We start from the raw sequence: 13858 nt of genomic DNA on the forward strand, positions 1-13858 counted from the left end.
GTGCGAAGCGGTTTTTCGTCAGGAAATGCGGAAAAACAAAGAGATAGAGCGCTTCCGTGATTCCGCCTAACGCTCTGACTATCTCCTGCAAGCCGACAAGCGGCGAATCTGCCCGGCTCCTGGCTACCGAACGTCATGTTTTCTCAGGATGCGTCGCACGCAACAGGTTGTCGCGCAACTTCACCACGGTTTGCTGCACCACCGGAAAATCGTCTCCGAGACCGATCACATCCGTCAATGCTGCGCCGGGCTCCATTTCGACCAGTTTGCGTCCAGCCGCTGTCAGCGTCACGCGGACCTGCCTTTCATCGGCCGGATCGCGCCGGCGCTGCAGATAGCCCTCGGACTCGAGCTTCTTGAGGATCGGCGTCAGCGTGTTCGACTCCAGGAAGAGCTTCTCGCCGAGCGTGCCCACGGTCTGTTCGTCTTCCTCGGAAAGCGCCACCATGGTCACGTATTGAGTATAGGTCAGACCGAGCTTGTCCAGCAGTGGCTTGTAGGCGCGACCGAAGGCGAGGTTTGCCGAGTAGATCGCAAAGCACAGAAAATTCGAAAGCTTCCTGCCGCCGTATTCGGCCTGCGACGCGGAAACGTCGGCACCTTTTGCTGTTGGGGATTTGGGCATGGGTATATCCTGTTCCATTGTCCTCGTTGTCGACCCTTATATAAATCGCATCCGATTAAATCGCAATGGTATTGACATCCGGTTTGGGTTGGCATATTTACATCGCATCCGATTATAGTGGATGCGATAAAACTTAACCAGAAAGGATTTCACCATGACCGAGAAGCTCCTCTTCACCGGCAAGACCCACAACACCGGCGGCCGCAACGGCGGCACGCGCAGCGACGATGGCATGCTTGACCTCAAGCTGGCGCAGCCGCATCCGGCCGCTGAAAACCTCTTCGGTGCTGCCTGGTCCGCGTGCTACATCGGTGCGATCGAGGTCGCCGCCTCCCAGAGAAAGATCAAGCTTACGGCCGGACCCGAGGTCAACACCGAGATCGATCTGAACGTTAATGACGGCTCCTACTTCCTGCGCGCACGTCTCAATGTCAGCCTGCCGGGCCTCGACCGCGACGTCGCCCATGAACTGATCCATGCAGCCCACGAGATCTGCCCCTATTCCAAGGCGACACGCGGCAACATCGATGTCGAGACCAATCTGGTCTGAAGGCCATCCGGTCAGGTCTGGCCGCTCACCCGGCAGACCTGACCTCCCCTTATGCCCACTTGGAGAACACGGATGAGCAACAGCCACACCCAGCCGCCGCAAGCCTATAGTGAGTTCTCTGATGTGGTCGACCCGGCCATCTATGAGCCATTGCCCGACGATTGGCACATCGCCATTACCGATGTCGTCGACTCGACCTCGGCGATCAGGTCCGGGCGCTATGAGGACGTCAACTTTGCCGGCGCCTCCGCGATCGTCGCCTTCGGCAACGCCCGGGGGACGTTCGATTTTCCCTTCGTGTTTCGTGGCGACGGCGCGGCATTCGCCCTGCCGCCGGAGGCGGCCGCAACCGCGGCATCGACCTTGCGTCAGGTCGCGGCCTTTGCGAGCGACAGCCTTGGCCTGACGCTTCGAACCGGGTTGTTGTCCGTGCGCGAAGTCCGCGCCAACGGAAGCGATGTCAGGATCGCCCGCTACGCGGCATCGCAAGACGCCACCTATACCATGTTTGCCGGTGGCGGATTGAAATGGGCGGAACAGCAGATCAAGCGCGGGCGCTACCTGATAAGGCCGGACAGGGATACGACGCAACCGAACCTGACCGGTCTCCGGTGCGAATGGAAGCCGTTTCCCAGCCAGCGCGGTGAAATTCTCTCCTTGCTGGTAGAGCCGACCGAACAGACCGGCGCTCAGGACTTTGCCGCCCTGGCGAGAAGCGTCCTTGCCGTTCTCGAGGCCGGGCAGCGCCAGGCTCATCCGGTGCCGGAGGCGGTCGCGGTACCAAAGGATGAGCGGATGGATGTCGACCCGGCGCGCTGGTCGACGGTCGCGGCCAATTCGGATTTCCGCAAGTGCGATGACGGCTTGCGCCTGACGCTCGATTGCACGCATGAGCAGATCGACCGGGTCGAAGCCATCCTTGTCGCCGCCAGACAACGCGGCGAAGTCAGTTTCGGTCTACACCGCCAGTCTCATGCGCTGATGACCTGCCTGATCCCATCCGGCAGACCTGATTCACACCTACATTTTCTCGACGGAATGGACGGCGGCTATGCCAGGGCCGCGGAAATGCTGGCACCTGCCAAACAAGCTGCGGCGTGATTATTGGCGGGCGGCAAAGGCCATCCACTTTCATATCCACCTCCAGCAAACCGACATCCAGTAGATTCGCTAGGCAGTTGACAGAAACATCGCAAGCCCCGGACGGGGCCGTCCAAGCCCTCCATATCAAGCTTGCGATGGGCTACCGGATGCCGGCGCCCACAGCCGAGCCCTCACCCCGGTTTACCATTTCATTCTGTCGCGACCGCTCGTGAAGCATTCGACACCAGAGCGCGAGGGTCGCCAAGTGAAACAACCGAAAGCTCAGCCGCGACAGAACGACCCAATGAATGCGATTTTTCCGAATTAATCCAAAGTGATTGCAGAGATATCTTTCGGATGGGCGGGTCGAAAACAGCCACATTCGTAGCATCATTGAAATGAACGTTACCAAACGCAGCAGTGTAGTTGAATATTTGACCCACAAGGGAGGACATCATGCCTACCGTTATGGCTTATCACGATGTCAAAGACACCAAACACTGGCTCGCCTCGCCGCTCCGCAAGCAGATCTTCGAACCGATCGGCGTCACAAACATCCGCACATTTGTAGACCCTCAGGCATCCAACCGCGTCGGCTTGGTCATGGATGTTGCCGACATGGCAAAATTGGAGGCCTTCATGCAGACAAAAGCGGCAGCGGATGCGATGACGCATGATGGCGTGCTGCCCGAAACTCTGGTGTTACTCGTCCAATCCCAGTAACCGGGGTGCCGCATCCGACATCATGCCAAGACGGTCTTAAGGCGCTTGCGCCGATGTCTCGGCATCACAAAGGCCCCTCCGGGCAGGACACTCGTCCCAACCCAACCTGACGCAGGAGGATGATATGACGACATTGTTCGTAAGACACGAAGTCTTCGACTACGCGGCCTGGCGCAGGGTATACGATGCGTTTTCGCCGGTGCAGAAGGCAAACGGCGTTTTGGCGGAGGCGGTTTATCAAGCCCCTGACAATCCCAACGATGTTACCGTAACCCATGAGTTTGCCACGCTTGAAGCGGCTCAGGCGTTCGGCAACCTGGACGAATTGAAAACGGCAATGCGCAACGGCGGTGTGCAAGGCACGCCGACAGTGTGGTTTGCCAACAAGGCATGAGATAGCCCGGAGTGGCATCACCCCGCCTGCGCCATCGCCGGCTCGAAGCCGATTTCGTCGATGGTTCCGACCAGCACGATCTCGTCGCCGAGCGACCATTCGGCGGCCCGCGCCGCCATGTGCGCCGGGACCTTTTCCGAGCCGCCCGGCCCCGGTGGCACGTCATAGGTGGCGTGCGCGTCGTGGGCGAGGATCACCTGGAAGCCGAGGTCCATCGCCCGGCGCGCCGTTGCCGCCAAACACATTTCCGACAGCATGCCGCAGATGGCGATGGTTTCGACCCGATGGCTCCTCAGCCGCGCCTCCAGATCGGTGTCGTGAAAACCATCGTCGACGGACTTGCGCACGACCGTTTCACCGGGGCTCGCATCGAAGAACAACTGCCAGCCGTCCGTGCCCGGCTCGTCCGGCGCACCCTTTTCCCCGTCGTTCTGCACGAAGATGATGGGGACTGCCTTTTCGCGCGCGCGCTCAAGCAGCCGGCCGACGGCCCGCTGCAGCGACAGAAGATCCGGCACCGCATCCGCACCCGATATGAAGGCGCGCTGCACGTCGACGACCACAAGCGCCTCGGCCAGTTTGATGCCGTTCTCGCTCATCGTCTCAATCACTCCGCATAATCGACCGGCACCGCGGTGCCGCTCTTCAGGATCTCCATCGAGATAGACGCGGAAACGTCGAAGAGCTCCACCTTGCGCACGATCTGTTTGTAGACCACGTCGTAGTGTTCGACCCGCGGCAACACGACCTTGACGATATAGTCGTAGTTGCCGGTCAGGCGATGCGCCTCGACGATCTCGGGGATGTCGCTGATCGCCCGGCGAAATGTCTCGATCCACTCGTCGGAGTGATGCGCAGTCTTGATCATCGCGAACACGGTGGTCGGCACGCCCATGCGCTCGCGGTTGAGAACGACGATACGCTTGGCGATGTAACCTGCCTCTTCCAGCCGCTGGATGCGGCGCGAACAGGCGGACAGCGAAAGGTTCACCCGGTCGGCAAGTTCGCCGACGGCCATGCTCCCATCCTGCTGCAACAGCGTCAAAAGCTTCCTGTCTCTCTCGTCCAGCACGCTCACCACTCCCATTTCATCGAAACGATACGCTGCATATTTGCACAATCAACAGTCATTGCGCAATTCATTCGCGCTAAACGACCATTCTCGCGCCATCAAAGCGAACCATTGCGGACGAAGGTCCGGCATAGTTTCCCCATCGAAAACAGCTGGCCGCACTTCGGTGCGGATGGCGACAGGATCAGGGAAAGAAACGATGGAAATGCGCAAGATCGGTCTTATCGGCGGCATGAGCTTCGAAAGCTCGGTGGTCTATTACCGCATGGTCAACGAGGCCGTTCGCGAGCGGCTGGGCGCGCTGCATTCGGCCGAGGTGCTGCTGCACTCCGTCGACTTCCAGTCGATCGTCGACCTGCAGAAGGCCGGCCGCTGGGACGACGCCGCCAGGCGGCTTGCCGATGTTGCCCATGGGCTGAAGACGGCCGGTGCCGACTGCGTGCTGATCTGCACCAACACCATGCACCTGATCGCCGACGCCGTGCAGGCGGCCGTCGACATTCCGCTGATCAACATCATCGACGAGACCGGAGCCCGCCTCAAGGCCGCCGGCGTTCGCAAGCCGCTGCTGCTTGCCACCCGCTACACGATGGAGCACGGCTTTTACGCCGAGCGCATGAAGAGCCACGGCATCGAAGTGATGGTGCCCGACGCTGCTGGCCGCACGCTGACGCACAACATCATCTTCGACGAGCTTTGCGCCGGCAAGGTGCTGAGCCCTTCCCGCAAGGCGCTGATCGACCTGATCGACACGGCGGAGGCCGAAGGGGCCGATGCCGTCATCCTTGGCTGCACCGAGATCTGCCTGATCCTCGACCCGAAGAGCCTGCCGCTGCCGGGCTTCGACTCCACCGCGATCCACGCCGACGCCGCCGTCGAATTCGCCCTCGGCGTCGAGGATTTGCGCCGCGCCGCATAAGCCAGGATCGGGCGTTCCCCGATCCGCACCGACCGCAAACGAAAATGGCCTCCAGCCTGCGCTGTGGGCCATTTTCCGTTGATCCATGCGGCATGCTCGGTCCCTTACAGCGCCGCGCGTCTTATTAGACGCGCAAAGGTCGCTGTAGCACTTTGAATGGCTGCATGTTTTGATCCTTAAATCGAATAGGATTTAAGGAAACATGCAGTAGGCGCAATTGCCGCGCCGCGTGCTTGACGTTTGCCGCCGTTCAGGTGCGTCGGATGTTCAAGCCGTTTCCTGCCCGCTGCGTGGCCCGCGAAGGCCGATGCAGTTGCCCCAGGGGTCGCGAACCTGGCACATCCACAACCCGTCTTCGATCGCAAGCGGGCCGCGATAGAGCGGCGCGCCCAGACCGTTGAAATCGGCAAGCGCCCGGTCGAAATCCTCGACCTGCCAATAGACGACCGAACCGGCCGCGCCGCTCGCCACCTTCTCGTCCGCCGGCACGATTTCCAGATGGGTCGAACCGATCTTCAGATACTCGAAATCGAAGGCGTCCAGACGGCGACGTTCTGCGCTTGGGAAGGCGCGCTGATACCAGGAAAGCCCTGCATCCACATCGGCGACATGCACCAGAACCGCAGCCACAAATTCTGTCATCACAACACCTCGCCAACGCAAAGAACCATTTGAGGGTCGGCATTTCCGTCCCTCTACAGCGCCGCGCGTCCATGACGCGCAAAGGACGCCGTAACACCTTATATTTGCTGCATAATTCCTTAAATCGAATCCAACTTGAGGAATTATGCTGAGCGGGCCTTATACAGGGTTTGCACGCGGATGCGCGGTCTCGCGGTACGCTCAGGCGGGCACGGCGACAGCGCTTTCGGCGACCGGCTGCGCGCATATCGCCTGCCAGTCGCACTCCTTGAGGCCCGCGGCTGCAAAGGGGTCGATCAGCGTGCCCGAAACTATCGAGGCGAGCAGCGCCGGCGAAGGCGGAATGCGCGCGATCGTTGCCACCAGCCGGTCGCGCAGCCAGGCAAGCGCTGCGGAGTCCGATTGGTAGAAGGGCGTGAACGCCAGCGACAGCAGCTGGAACAGCGCCATATGGTTGCGCCTCGCCCGGCCATACGCGGCCAGCGCCGCGTCGATATCGTCGGTAAGCGACAAAGTGTGGGCAAGCGTCGCCGCATCGATCAGCGCCATGTTGGCGCCCTGCCCCAGTTGCGGGCTGGTCGAATGCGCGCTGTCGCCGACAAAAGCGACGCGGCCCGACGTCGGCGGGCGCAAGGTGCGGTGGGCATAGCGCGCCAGCGTCAGTTGGTCCCAATCGTCGATCTGGTCGAGCAGCGGCGCGCAATCCGGCCAGTAGTCGCGAATTGCCGCCTTCCATCTGTCCAGACCCGCCGCCTTCACGGCGTCGGCATCGCCGACCTTGACGCTCCAGAAGAAGGCAACATGGTCTCGCGCCTTCGGTCGCGCCCGGCCCGCCGGCAGGATGCCGATCATCACCTTGGCGCGGTCGTAGCGCTGTGTCAGTGCGTTTGGATCATGGGTCAGGCCGTCACTGTCGAGCGTCGCCCAGAAGGCGCCATAGGCAAGCTCGCGCACGCCGGGCGCCGTCGCGGCACCCGCCGCAATGGTCGAGCGGGCACCGGTCGCGTCGATGACGAGATCATAGCGCCCCGCCTCCTGGCCGGCGGCATCCGTCAGCACCGCCTTTTCGCCCGAGGTCTTGGCCGCGGTCAGCGTCATGCCGGTGCGAATGGCAATGCCGGCCGCTGTAACTGCATCATGCAACACGCCGAACAGCGCTGCGCGCTGAACGGCCAGCCCGAAGCGACCGCCCGCAAGCGCGTCATAGCGCACGTCGAGCACCGTGCGGCCGCTCCTGGCATCGGCGCCGTGCAGCCGGTCGATGCGGCTGCCGAGCGCCATGATCGGCTGAAGCAACCCGAGCGCGGCGAGCGCCGTCAGCCCCGTCGGCTGCAGCATCAGCCCGGAGCCGACCGGCGCGACGTCCGCGAAACGTTCCAGGATTTCAACGCGGTGGCCCTGCCGCGCAAGCAAAAGCGCCGAGGCAAGCCCGGCCGGCCCGGCGCCGGCAATACCGATATCGAGTCTCTTCATGCAGTCAGCAATAGCCGCTCAAGGCGCGCCGTCATAGGCCTGGCGCGAGGCGCGGATTGCCACATGGTTGGCAGCCGACCAATCGACAAAATGCTTCAGCAATTCGTGCAACGAGCGCCCGAGATCGGTCAGCGCATATTCCACGCTCGGCGGCTGCGTCGGAAAGACCGTGCGACTGATATAGCCGTCGCGCTGCAGGTCGCGCAGCGTCTGCGTCAGCATGCGCTGGGAGATATCGGGGATCAGCCGCCGAAGTTCCGAGAAGCGCAACGCCCCGTCGGCCAGCGACAGGATCATCAGCGAGTTCCACTTGCCGCCGATGTTGTCCATGACGTCGCGCACCGGGCAATTCTCGACATCCATCGGCACGCCGCAGACCATCGCCACGCGCTTGCCCTTCACATCACCACTGAGCTTGTTCATGGGCCGGTACCCTTTTTGTAACCACGGCAGAAAAAACTGCCTCCTTTACAGCTCTTACCAGATTACTAGATTAGAGCAACTCTCAAAAAGAGACCAACAACCGGCAGACGTGCTTTCCCTCCCGAAGCGTCGGCTGGCATCACAGAGAAAAAGGAAAAGTTCATGTCCGATACATTGCTCGTGACCGGCGCCACCGGCCAGCTCGGCAAGCTCGTGCTCGATGCGCTGCTTGCATCCGGCAAGGTCCAGCCGGCCAACATCATCGCCACCAGCCGCGATACGGCAAAGCTTTCCGACTATGTCGGCAAGGGCGTGCAGGCACGTGTCGCCGACTTCGACGATCCGGCCTCGCTCGACCGGGCCTTTGCCGGCGCCGACCGCATCCTGATCATCTCCACCGATGCGCTCGACCAGCCGGGCAAGCGCCTGCATCAGCATCTGGCAGCCGTCGCGGCCGCGAAGAAGGCCGGCGCCAAGCACATCCTCTACACCTCGATGCCGAACCCGGAGACCTCGGTCATCCCGTTTGCGCCCGATCATCTCGGCACCGAAAACGCCATCAAGGCAACCGGCATCCCCTACACGATCCTGCGCAACGGCTGGTATATGGAAAACCTGTTCATGGCGCTGCCGCATGCGCTGGAAACCGGACAGTGGTACTCGTCCTCGGGCAAGGGCCGCCTCGCCCACCTCGCCCGCGCCGATGCCGCAAAGGCCGCCGCAGCAGCCCTGCTTTCAGCCGGCGATGAAAGCCGCACGTTCACGCTGACCGGCCCGGAGCTGCGCTCGACCGACGAGATCGCCGCTCTCGTCTCCAAGGCTGCCGGCAAGCCGCTCGACGTCGTCCACATTTCCGACGACGCGCTGGCCGGCGGGCTGAAGGGCGCGGGCCTGCCCGACTTCCTCATCCCGATCGTCGTCTCCTTCGACGCCAACACCCGCGAGGGCCATATCGACATGGTGACGAGCGACGTGACGACCCTGACCGGCGCCACCCCCCTGCCGCTCACCGCCTTCCTCGAAGCCAGCAGGGCAAGACTTGCCGGCTGAATGGTAAGCGCCCTCATTCCTGTGCCTGTCACAGGAATCTAGCCAGCCCAAGTCTTTGGGCTGAAAGGTCTTTTGACCCGACAGACGTCGGGTCACTGGATCCCCGCCACAAGGGCGAGGATGAGAAGGACGGGATGTCTCTCGCATCAAACAGGGGATCTCGGTCGTTTGTCATCAGCCGGGCCGGCAAATGCCGGCTTTCGGTCCGCCAACACCCCATTGCTTCCAAGCTTTCCCCACGGCCTGCCCAATCTTCGCAGCCCTCTATCGTTATCGGACGGCCTCCACCGGCCCGACATCTCCCCGCACCGCGATCTCGGCCAGAACGAGAGCGCTGATGCCCGCGAGGAAGAAACCCGCCGACAGGTTCAGCGTCGTGCCGTTGTAAAAGGCGCCCAGACCGATGGCAAACAGGGTCGCGATCAGGCTCGATCCGGAGGCGATCAACGATGCGCCGAGGCCCGCAACCTGGCCAAGCGAGCGCATAGCCATGGCGTTCAGGTTGCCGAACAGCACCCCGACTGCAAAGAACGCCGCAAAGCCGAGCACCATCAGCACGGTCAGTGGCGGCCGTCCGCCCCAAAAAATGGATGCCGCCAGCATCATCAGTCCCGCCGTCGCCAGCCCGACAAAACCATAGCGTGCCATTGTCTCCGCCCCAAAGCGCTGCACAAGTTTTGCGTTGAGGAACGAAGCAAGCCCGATCCCTGTGGCCAGCATCGCAAAATACAATGGGAAGGTTTGTCCGATCCCATAGGCATCGAAGAAGAGATCGGCCGCCGTGCTGAGGTAAAGGAGCTGCGCACCGAAGACGAGCCCGGTCGCCACGATCAGCAGCGTCACGCGCCGATTTGACAGGATACGCCGCCCGTTCGACAGCAGAAGCCTCGGACGAAAGGGAATGCGTTTCCCGGCCGGCAATGTTTCCGGTTGCCGCATGACCAGCCACAACCCGAGAAGGCCTGCCACAGCGAGATAGACCACGAAGACGCTGCGCCAGTCGCCGACCGCGATGATACCCTGCGCCAACGTCGGAGCCAGCATCGGCACGAGAATGAAGAGCGTGAACATGAATGACATGACGCGGGCCATGGCATCGCCCTCGAACTGGTCGCGGATCATCGCCCGCGTGGCGATCTTCGGTCCGGAGACGCCGACCCCCTGAAGAAATCGGCCGAGAATCACCATTTCGAGTGAGCCTGCCACCATGGCGATGACCGTACCGAGCGCATAGACGCCAAGGCCCAGAACAAGCGCTTTCTTTCGTCCCATCGCGTCGGAGAGCGGGCCCAGCAGCAACTCTCCGAACGCCATGCCGAGGATGAAAAGCGATATGATGTGCTGGGTAGAGAGCGGCGGCGCAACGCCGACATCGGCCCCGATCTGACGCAAGCCCGGCAACAGCGCATCGATGCTGATGGAGGTTAGCGAGGTCAGAAGGGCATAGAGAGCGATACGCTCGCGGAAACTGGTGGGAGATGTCATTAGCCGCACACAAAGGAAAAGATAGGCTCGACCTATAGCAGTCAAGCCGCAGGTTTGCGCGCGCCAGTCGCAAGACTCGTTCGAGAAACTTTGCTCCTGAAAGTTCAGCGTCTCGGTTTCACGGCGCTCAGGAGTTCAGGTGGGAGGCATCCGCCAGGCTGATGACTGCCCGATTTCGGAAGAAATCGTCCTGGCGCAGATGCGTGATGCTCCCGGATTTTGCCGGGAAACTCAGGAAGCCCGAGGCATCGATCGGTATCTTCATCCACGCGGCAAGGACCAGCGTGAGTGTAAAGCCATGGGTCACGATGATCTGTGTCTCGCAAGGCCGCTCGACGATCGCGTTCACGCAAGGGTAGACACGGGCTGCCACGTCGCGCCGGGTTTCCGCGCCATCGATGCCGCAATGGTAATCGAGCCGGTTGTCGTCCGGCGCCGGGCTATACCGTGCGTCGAGCCACGCCTGGGGTTTGCCGCCCGCCACACCGTAGCTGATTTCCCTGAGATCGGCGGTCTCCGTCACCGGCCGCTGGAAGCGCTTTGCAATGGCAGCCGCCGTCTGCGATGCGCGGCGAAGATCCGAGCTATGGATCTCCACCTCGTTCCCGCCGATGAGGTCCAGCAGCTGCTCGGCAGTTGCCGCCGCGTCCTCGTGGCCGCGAGTTGTCAGGTCGGTGTCGTACCAGCCTCCCACCTTGTCCTCTTCGTGGTGGATGGATTGAGTGTGGGTGACGACGAAAATGTCTTTCATATCGGCAATCTCATGAATTTCGCCTCGTCGGTCCGGTTTTCGCGACACAGCAACTGCATGGCGCGCCTTAAATCGGAATCGATCGACGGAGAAAATTATGCAGAAATTTTAAAATGTTACAGCGCCGCGCGGCGCTGCAAGAGTGAACATTCCGCCATGCCAGCGCTTGCGGAATACGTCGCGAAACTCGCGACGTCCCCATGGGCTCCGCGCCCGCCTGCCGCTCTGAATGGCGCGCCCGTCAGGGACTGCGTCGCCTGCAAATGGTGGCTTCAAACCGTCTGGCCGCAGGCGCGGCGGAAGCGGCGCACGGTTTCGGCCATGCCATACTCCAGCGCATCTGCCGTCAGGCCATGGCCGATCGACACTTCGGCGAGGTTGGGGATGTGCCTGGCGAGCAGCGGCAGATTGGCGACTGTCAGGTCGTGCCCGGCATTGACCTCGAGCCCGAGGCTGGCGGCGATTTCCGCCGTGCGGCCGAGTTCGGCGGCAATCTTTTCCGCCTTCTCGGGGTCGTCATAGCAACCGCCATAGGGGCCGGTATAAAGCTCGATGCGGTCGGCACCCGTCTCCTTGGCAATGCGTAGCGCCTCGGTGTCCTCGTCGCCATCGGCAAACAGCGAAACGCGAAAGCCCTTTTTCTTCAGCCGACCAACGACGCTGCCGAGCAGGTTGTGGTTCTTGCGGAAGTCCCAGCCATGGTCTGAGGTCGCCTGCGCCGGATCGTCAGGTACCAGCGTCACCTGTTCCGGCTCGTGCGTTTCGACGAGGCGTAGAAACTCCTCGTTCGGGTAGCCTTCCATGTTGAACTCGGTCGCTGAGAATTCGTCGTCGATGAGATCGCGGATCGGCTGCAGATCGGAGAAGCGCACATGGCGCTGGTCGGGGCGCGGATGCACCGTCAGCCCGCTTGCGCCGGCTTCAAGAGCAATGCGGCCGAGCGCAGTGACGGACGGCCAGGGAAGATCGCGCCGGTTGCGCAGCATGGCAACGGCATTCAGATTCACGGACAGTTTTGCGGGCATGTCGGAACTTTCCAGAGGCGGGCAATGTCAATGCAATGTTCTACTGCATAATTGTAAAAACAGAAAACAGTTTGGACCAAGATTATGCAGCAATTCCAAAGAGTACGTTCGCCAGCGAAAGTCGGCTCCGGCGTCGCTTGTTTGCCGGCCATGCCTTGACGAAACCTTGACATTAGTGGGGCCTAACATGCAGTGCGTCCAGCAAGACCCATCAACCAAGGCAAAAACCGATGCGGATGTCGGCGATGCAAGGTCGCAAAAGACGCACCGCTACGTTCTGCCACAGGGGACGGTCGCAATTTTGAGTTTATTTCAGATAAATCTCAAATTTGGGGTCAAGCATCCTGACAACAGCTTTTTTTGAGCCTAAATTTCCGAATCATATCGAATTGCGGCAGATCTGCCCTTCGATCTCTTTCATAAAGTTTCGCGACGAATGAACCTGGAGCAACAATTGATGATGGCGGTCGAAAGACCCTGCGACGAGACGATACGGCAAAACCTTCGCCGTATCCTCGAGAGCAAGTCTTTCGCGCGTTCCGAACGCCTGCGCGCTTTTCTCGCCTATGTGGTCGAAAAGGAGATGATCGGCGAAGGCCCGCAATTGAAGGGCTATTCGATCGCCATCGACGTCTTCGACCGCCCTCAGGCGTTCAATGCCGACAGCGATCCGCTGGTGCGGGTGCATGCCGGCAAGCTGCGCAAATTGCTCAAGGCCTATTACGAGACCGATGGCGCCGAGGACGAATGGCATCTGGTCATTCCCAAGGGCACCTATGTACCGGAATACAGCCGCCGGCAGATCGATGCGGCCTGCCCCGCCGAGCCACAGACGCGCCAGCCGAAGCTGACGCGCAAGCGCCTCCCCGGCCAGAAGACGGCCTGGCCGCCGGCACCGTTGTCTTCGCCGCTGGCTGTGCTGTCGGTGCTGCCGCTTTTGTTGTTTGCGCCGCTGCCTTCACCGGAAATGACGATGGACATCGATGCGCAGGCGAAGCTCTTCAACGGCCGCCATTCGATCGAGCGCGTGCTGCCCTCCGTCAACGTCGCCATATCGGGAGACCAGAACGCCGACGTCAAAGCCTTCGCCGTCGCCCTTCGCGCCGCCGCTCAGCGCCACCGGACACTGGCGCGCGCCACCGACGGCGACGCCGGACGGCCGGTATCGCGCAATGCGGCGCTGTCGTTTTCGCTCGAGCTGACCTGGTACGACGCGCCTGCGGCCGGTGTGCGCGTTACGCTCAAGCATGATGGCGAAGGCGTGCCGCTGCGGCAGGATTTCATCACAAGCGAACGATTGAAGAGTGAGCCCGATCTGCTGTTTGAAAGCATGTCGCTGGCATCCGAACTGTTTTCCCTCGATGGCGAGATCTACACCCATGCGAGCGAAGAACAGATCCAGAGCCCGCTGATGGATTGCATGACGGCAACCGCCCAGTATCGCAAGCTGCTGACCCGCGGCAGCTTCGAAAGCGCCTGGTCCTGCCAGCAAAAACTGGCACCGCTGCGCGGCGACGAGCCGCTGTTCATCCTCAGCGCAAACAGCCCACTCCGGGTCATCGGCCACTGACGGAAAACCATGCTGCCTGCGTCCTAAGCGGCCCGCCAGCATGGCCCAAACCAGCACTTCCCCTGCAATATTC

16 protein-coding genes are annotated in these 13858 nt (G+C 61.5%); 7 read left to right on the plus strand and 9 right to left on the minus strand.

Going from position 1 to position 13858, the window contains the following annotated elements:
- Nucleotides 1–133: 133 nt before the first annotated feature.
- Complete coding sequence (locus J3R84_RS10120) at nt 134–625, minus strand: MarR family winged helix-turn-helix transcriptional regulator (protein WP_025427620.1); 492 nt, start codon at nt 623–625, stop codon at nt 134–136.
- Nucleotides 626–779: 154 nt separating this feature from the next.
- Here J3R84_RS10120 and J3R84_RS10125 point away from each other — a divergent pair, with 154 nt between their 5' ends.
- The 4 genes from J3R84_RS10125 (at nt 780) to J3R84_RS10140 (ending at nt 3375) form a co-directional block, all read left to right on the plus strand.
- Nucleotides 780–1175, plus strand: coding sequence for an Ohr family peroxiredoxin (locus J3R84_RS10125; RefSeq protein WP_025427621.1), 396 nt, complete (start codon nt 780–782; stop codon nt 1173–1175).
- 72 nt (nt 1176–1247) lie between these two features.
- Nucleotides 1248–2276 (plus strand): DUF3095 family protein, encoded by a 1029-nt coding sequence (locus tag J3R84_RS10130; protein WP_025427622.1) that lies wholly within the window; start codon nt 1248–1250, stop codon nt 2274–2276.
- Nucleotides 2277–2714: 438 nt separating this feature from the next.
- On the plus strand, nt 2715–2981 hold the full coding sequence (locus J3R84_RS10135; protein WP_025427623.1) for a hypothetical protein: 267 nt from the start codon (nt 2715–2717) through the stop codon (nt 2979–2981).
- Between the two features lie 124 nt (nt 2982–3105).
- The gene (locus J3R84_RS10140; RefSeq protein WP_025427624.1) at nt 3106–3375 is read left to right on the plus strand and encodes an antibiotic biosynthesis monooxygenase; all 270 of its coding nucleotides are present in this window, start codon (nt 3106–3108) and stop codon (nt 3373–3375) included.
- Between the two features lie 17 nt (nt 3376–3392).
- Here J3R84_RS10140 and J3R84_RS10145 read toward each other — a convergent pair whose 3' ends face one another.
- Entirely contained in the window at nt 3393–3974 is a 582-nt protein-coding gene (locus J3R84_RS10145) for an isochorismatase family protein (RefSeq protein ID WP_038577231.1), read from the minus strand.
- A gap of 8 nt (nt 3975–3982) precedes the next feature.
- Complete coding sequence (locus J3R84_RS10150) at nt 3983–4447, minus strand: Lrp/AsnC family transcriptional regulator (protein WP_025427626.1); 465 nt, start codon at nt 4445–4447, stop codon at nt 3983–3985.
- A 199-nt stretch (nt 4448–4646) separates the two neighbouring features.
- Between J3R84_RS10150 and J3R84_RS10155 the strand changes: the two genes are divergently transcribed.
- Nucleotides 4647–5366: an aspartate/glutamate racemase family protein gene (locus tag J3R84_RS10155; protein WP_025427627.1), complete on the plus strand. Its 720-nt coding sequence runs from the start codon at nt 4647–4649 to the stop codon at nt 5364–5366.
- 267 nt (nt 5367–5633) lie between these two features.
- Here the strand turns inward: J3R84_RS10155 and J3R84_RS10160 are convergent, their stop codons facing one another.
- The 3 genes from J3R84_RS10160 to J3R84_RS10170 form a co-directional block, all read right to left on the minus strand.
- A complete protein-coding gene (locus tag J3R84_RS10160; protein ID WP_025427628.1) occupies nt 5634–6008 on the minus strand; it encodes a VOC family protein in 375 nt (124 codons plus the stop codon).
- A 201-nt stretch (nt 6009–6209) separates the two neighbouring features.
- Entirely contained in the window at nt 6210–7481 is a 1272-nt protein-coding gene (locus tag J3R84_RS10165) for an FAD-dependent oxidoreductase (RefSeq protein ID WP_025427629.1), read from the minus strand.
- 18 nt (nt 7482–7499) lie between these two features.
- Nucleotides 7500–7904 (minus strand): winged helix-turn-helix transcriptional regulator, encoded by a 405-nt coding sequence (locus J3R84_RS10170; RefSeq protein ID WP_025427630.1) that lies wholly within the window; start codon nt 7902–7904, stop codon nt 7500–7502.
- A gap of 162 nt (nt 7905–8066) precedes the next feature.
- On the opposite strand from J3R84_RS10170, the gene J3R84_RS10175 reads away from it, so the two are divergent.
- The gene (locus J3R84_RS10175) at nt 8067–8954 is read left to right on the plus strand and encodes an NmrA family NAD(P)-binding protein (RefSeq protein WP_025427631.1); all 888 of its coding nucleotides are present in this window, start codon (nt 8067–8069) and stop codon (nt 8952–8954) included.
- Between the two features lie 270 nt (nt 8955–9224).
- Here the strand turns inward: J3R84_RS10175 and J3R84_RS10180 are convergent, their stop codons facing one another.
- The 3 genes from J3R84_RS10180 to J3R84_RS10190 all read right to left on the minus strand — a co-directional run bounded on the left by J3R84_RS10180 (nt 9225) and on the right by J3R84_RS10190 (nt 12215).
- Complete coding sequence (locus tag J3R84_RS10180) at nt 9225–10439, minus strand: multidrug effflux MFS transporter (protein WP_203528167.1); 1215 nt, start codon at nt 10437–10439, stop codon at nt 9225–9227.
- Between the two features lie 127 nt (nt 10440–10566).
- A complete protein-coding gene (locus J3R84_RS10185) occupies nt 10567–11190 on the minus strand; it encodes a histidine phosphatase family protein (RefSeq protein ID WP_025427633.1) in 624 nt (207 codons plus the stop codon).
- Nucleotides 11191–11462: 272 nt separating this feature from the next.
- Complete coding sequence (locus J3R84_RS10190) at nt 11463–12215, minus strand: pyridoxine 5'-phosphate synthase (protein WP_025427634.1); 753 nt, start codon at nt 12213–12215, stop codon at nt 11463–11465.
- A gap of 457 nt (nt 12216–12672) precedes the next feature.
- On the opposite strand from J3R84_RS10190, the gene J3R84_RS10195 reads away from it, so the two are divergent.
- Entirely contained in the window at nt 12673–13785 is a 1113-nt protein-coding gene (locus J3R84_RS10195; RefSeq protein WP_025427635.1) for a hypothetical protein, read from the plus strand.
- Nucleotides 13786–13858: the final 73 nt, after the last annotated feature.

It is taken from the genome of Ensifer canadensis, from assembly GCF_017488845.2.
Classification (GTDB): domain Bacteria; phylum Pseudomonadota; class Alphaproteobacteria; order Rhizobiales; family Rhizobiaceae; genus Ensifer; species Ensifer canadensis.

Bases quoted from the DNA above. Each gene is read 5' to 3' on its own strand.
- J3R84_RS10140 (WP_025427624.1), top strand. From the start codon at position 3,106: ATGACGACATTGTTCGTAAGACACGAAGTCTTCGACTACGCGGCCTGG.
- J3R84_RS10145 (WP_038577231.1), bottom strand. From the start codon at position 3,974: ATGAGCGAGAACGGCATCAAACTGGCCGAGGCGCTTGTGGTCGTCGAC.
- J3R84_RS10130 (WP_025427622.1), top strand. From the start codon at position 1,248: ATGAGCAACAGCCACACCCAGCCGCCGCAAGCCTATAGTGAGTTCTCT.
- J3R84_RS10170 (WP_025427630.1), bottom strand. From the start codon at position 7,904: ATGAACAAGCTCAGTGGTGATGTGAAGGGCAAGCGCGTGGCGATGGTC.
- J3R84_RS10165 (WP_025427629.1), bottom strand. From the start codon at position 7,481: ATGAAGAGACTCGATATCGGTATTGCCGGCGCCGGGCCGGCCGGGCTT.
- J3R84_RS10155 (WP_025427627.1), top strand. From the start codon at position 4,647: ATGGAAATGCGCAAGATCGGTCTTATCGGCGGCATGAGCTTCGAAAGC.
- J3R84_RS10180 (WP_203528167.1), bottom strand. From the start codon at position 10,439: ATGACATCTCCCACCAGTTTCCGCGAGCGTATCGCTCTCTATGCCCTT.
- J3R84_RS10195 (WP_025427635.1), top strand. From the start codon at position 12,673: ATGATGGCGGTCGAAAGACCCTGCGACGAGACGATACGGCAAAACCTT.
- J3R84_RS10120 (WP_025427620.1), bottom strand. From the start codon at position 625: ATGCCCAAATCCCCAACAGCAAAAGGTGCCGACGTTTCCGCGTCGCAG.
- J3R84_RS10185 (WP_025427633.1), bottom strand. From the start codon at position 11,190: ATGAAAGACATTTTCGTCGTCACCCACACTCAATCCATCCACCACGAA.
- J3R84_RS10175 (WP_025427631.1), top strand. From the start codon at position 8,067: ATGTCCGATACATTGCTCGTGACCGGCGCCACCGGCCAGCTCGGCAAG.
- J3R84_RS10125 (WP_025427621.1), top strand. From the start codon at position 780: ATGACCGAGAAGCTCCTCTTCACCGGCAAGACCCACAACACCGGCGGC.
- J3R84_RS10190 (WP_025427634.1), bottom strand. From the start codon at position 12,215: ATGCCCGCAAAACTGTCCGTGAATCTGAATGCCGTTGCCATGCTGCGC.
- J3R84_RS10135 (WP_025427623.1), top strand. From the start codon at position 2,715: ATGCCTACCGTTATGGCTTATCACGATGTCAAAGACACCAAACACTGG.
- J3R84_RS10160 (WP_025427628.1), bottom strand. From the start codon at position 6,008: ATGACAGAATTTGTGGCTGCGGTTCTGGTGCATGTCGCCGATGTGGAT.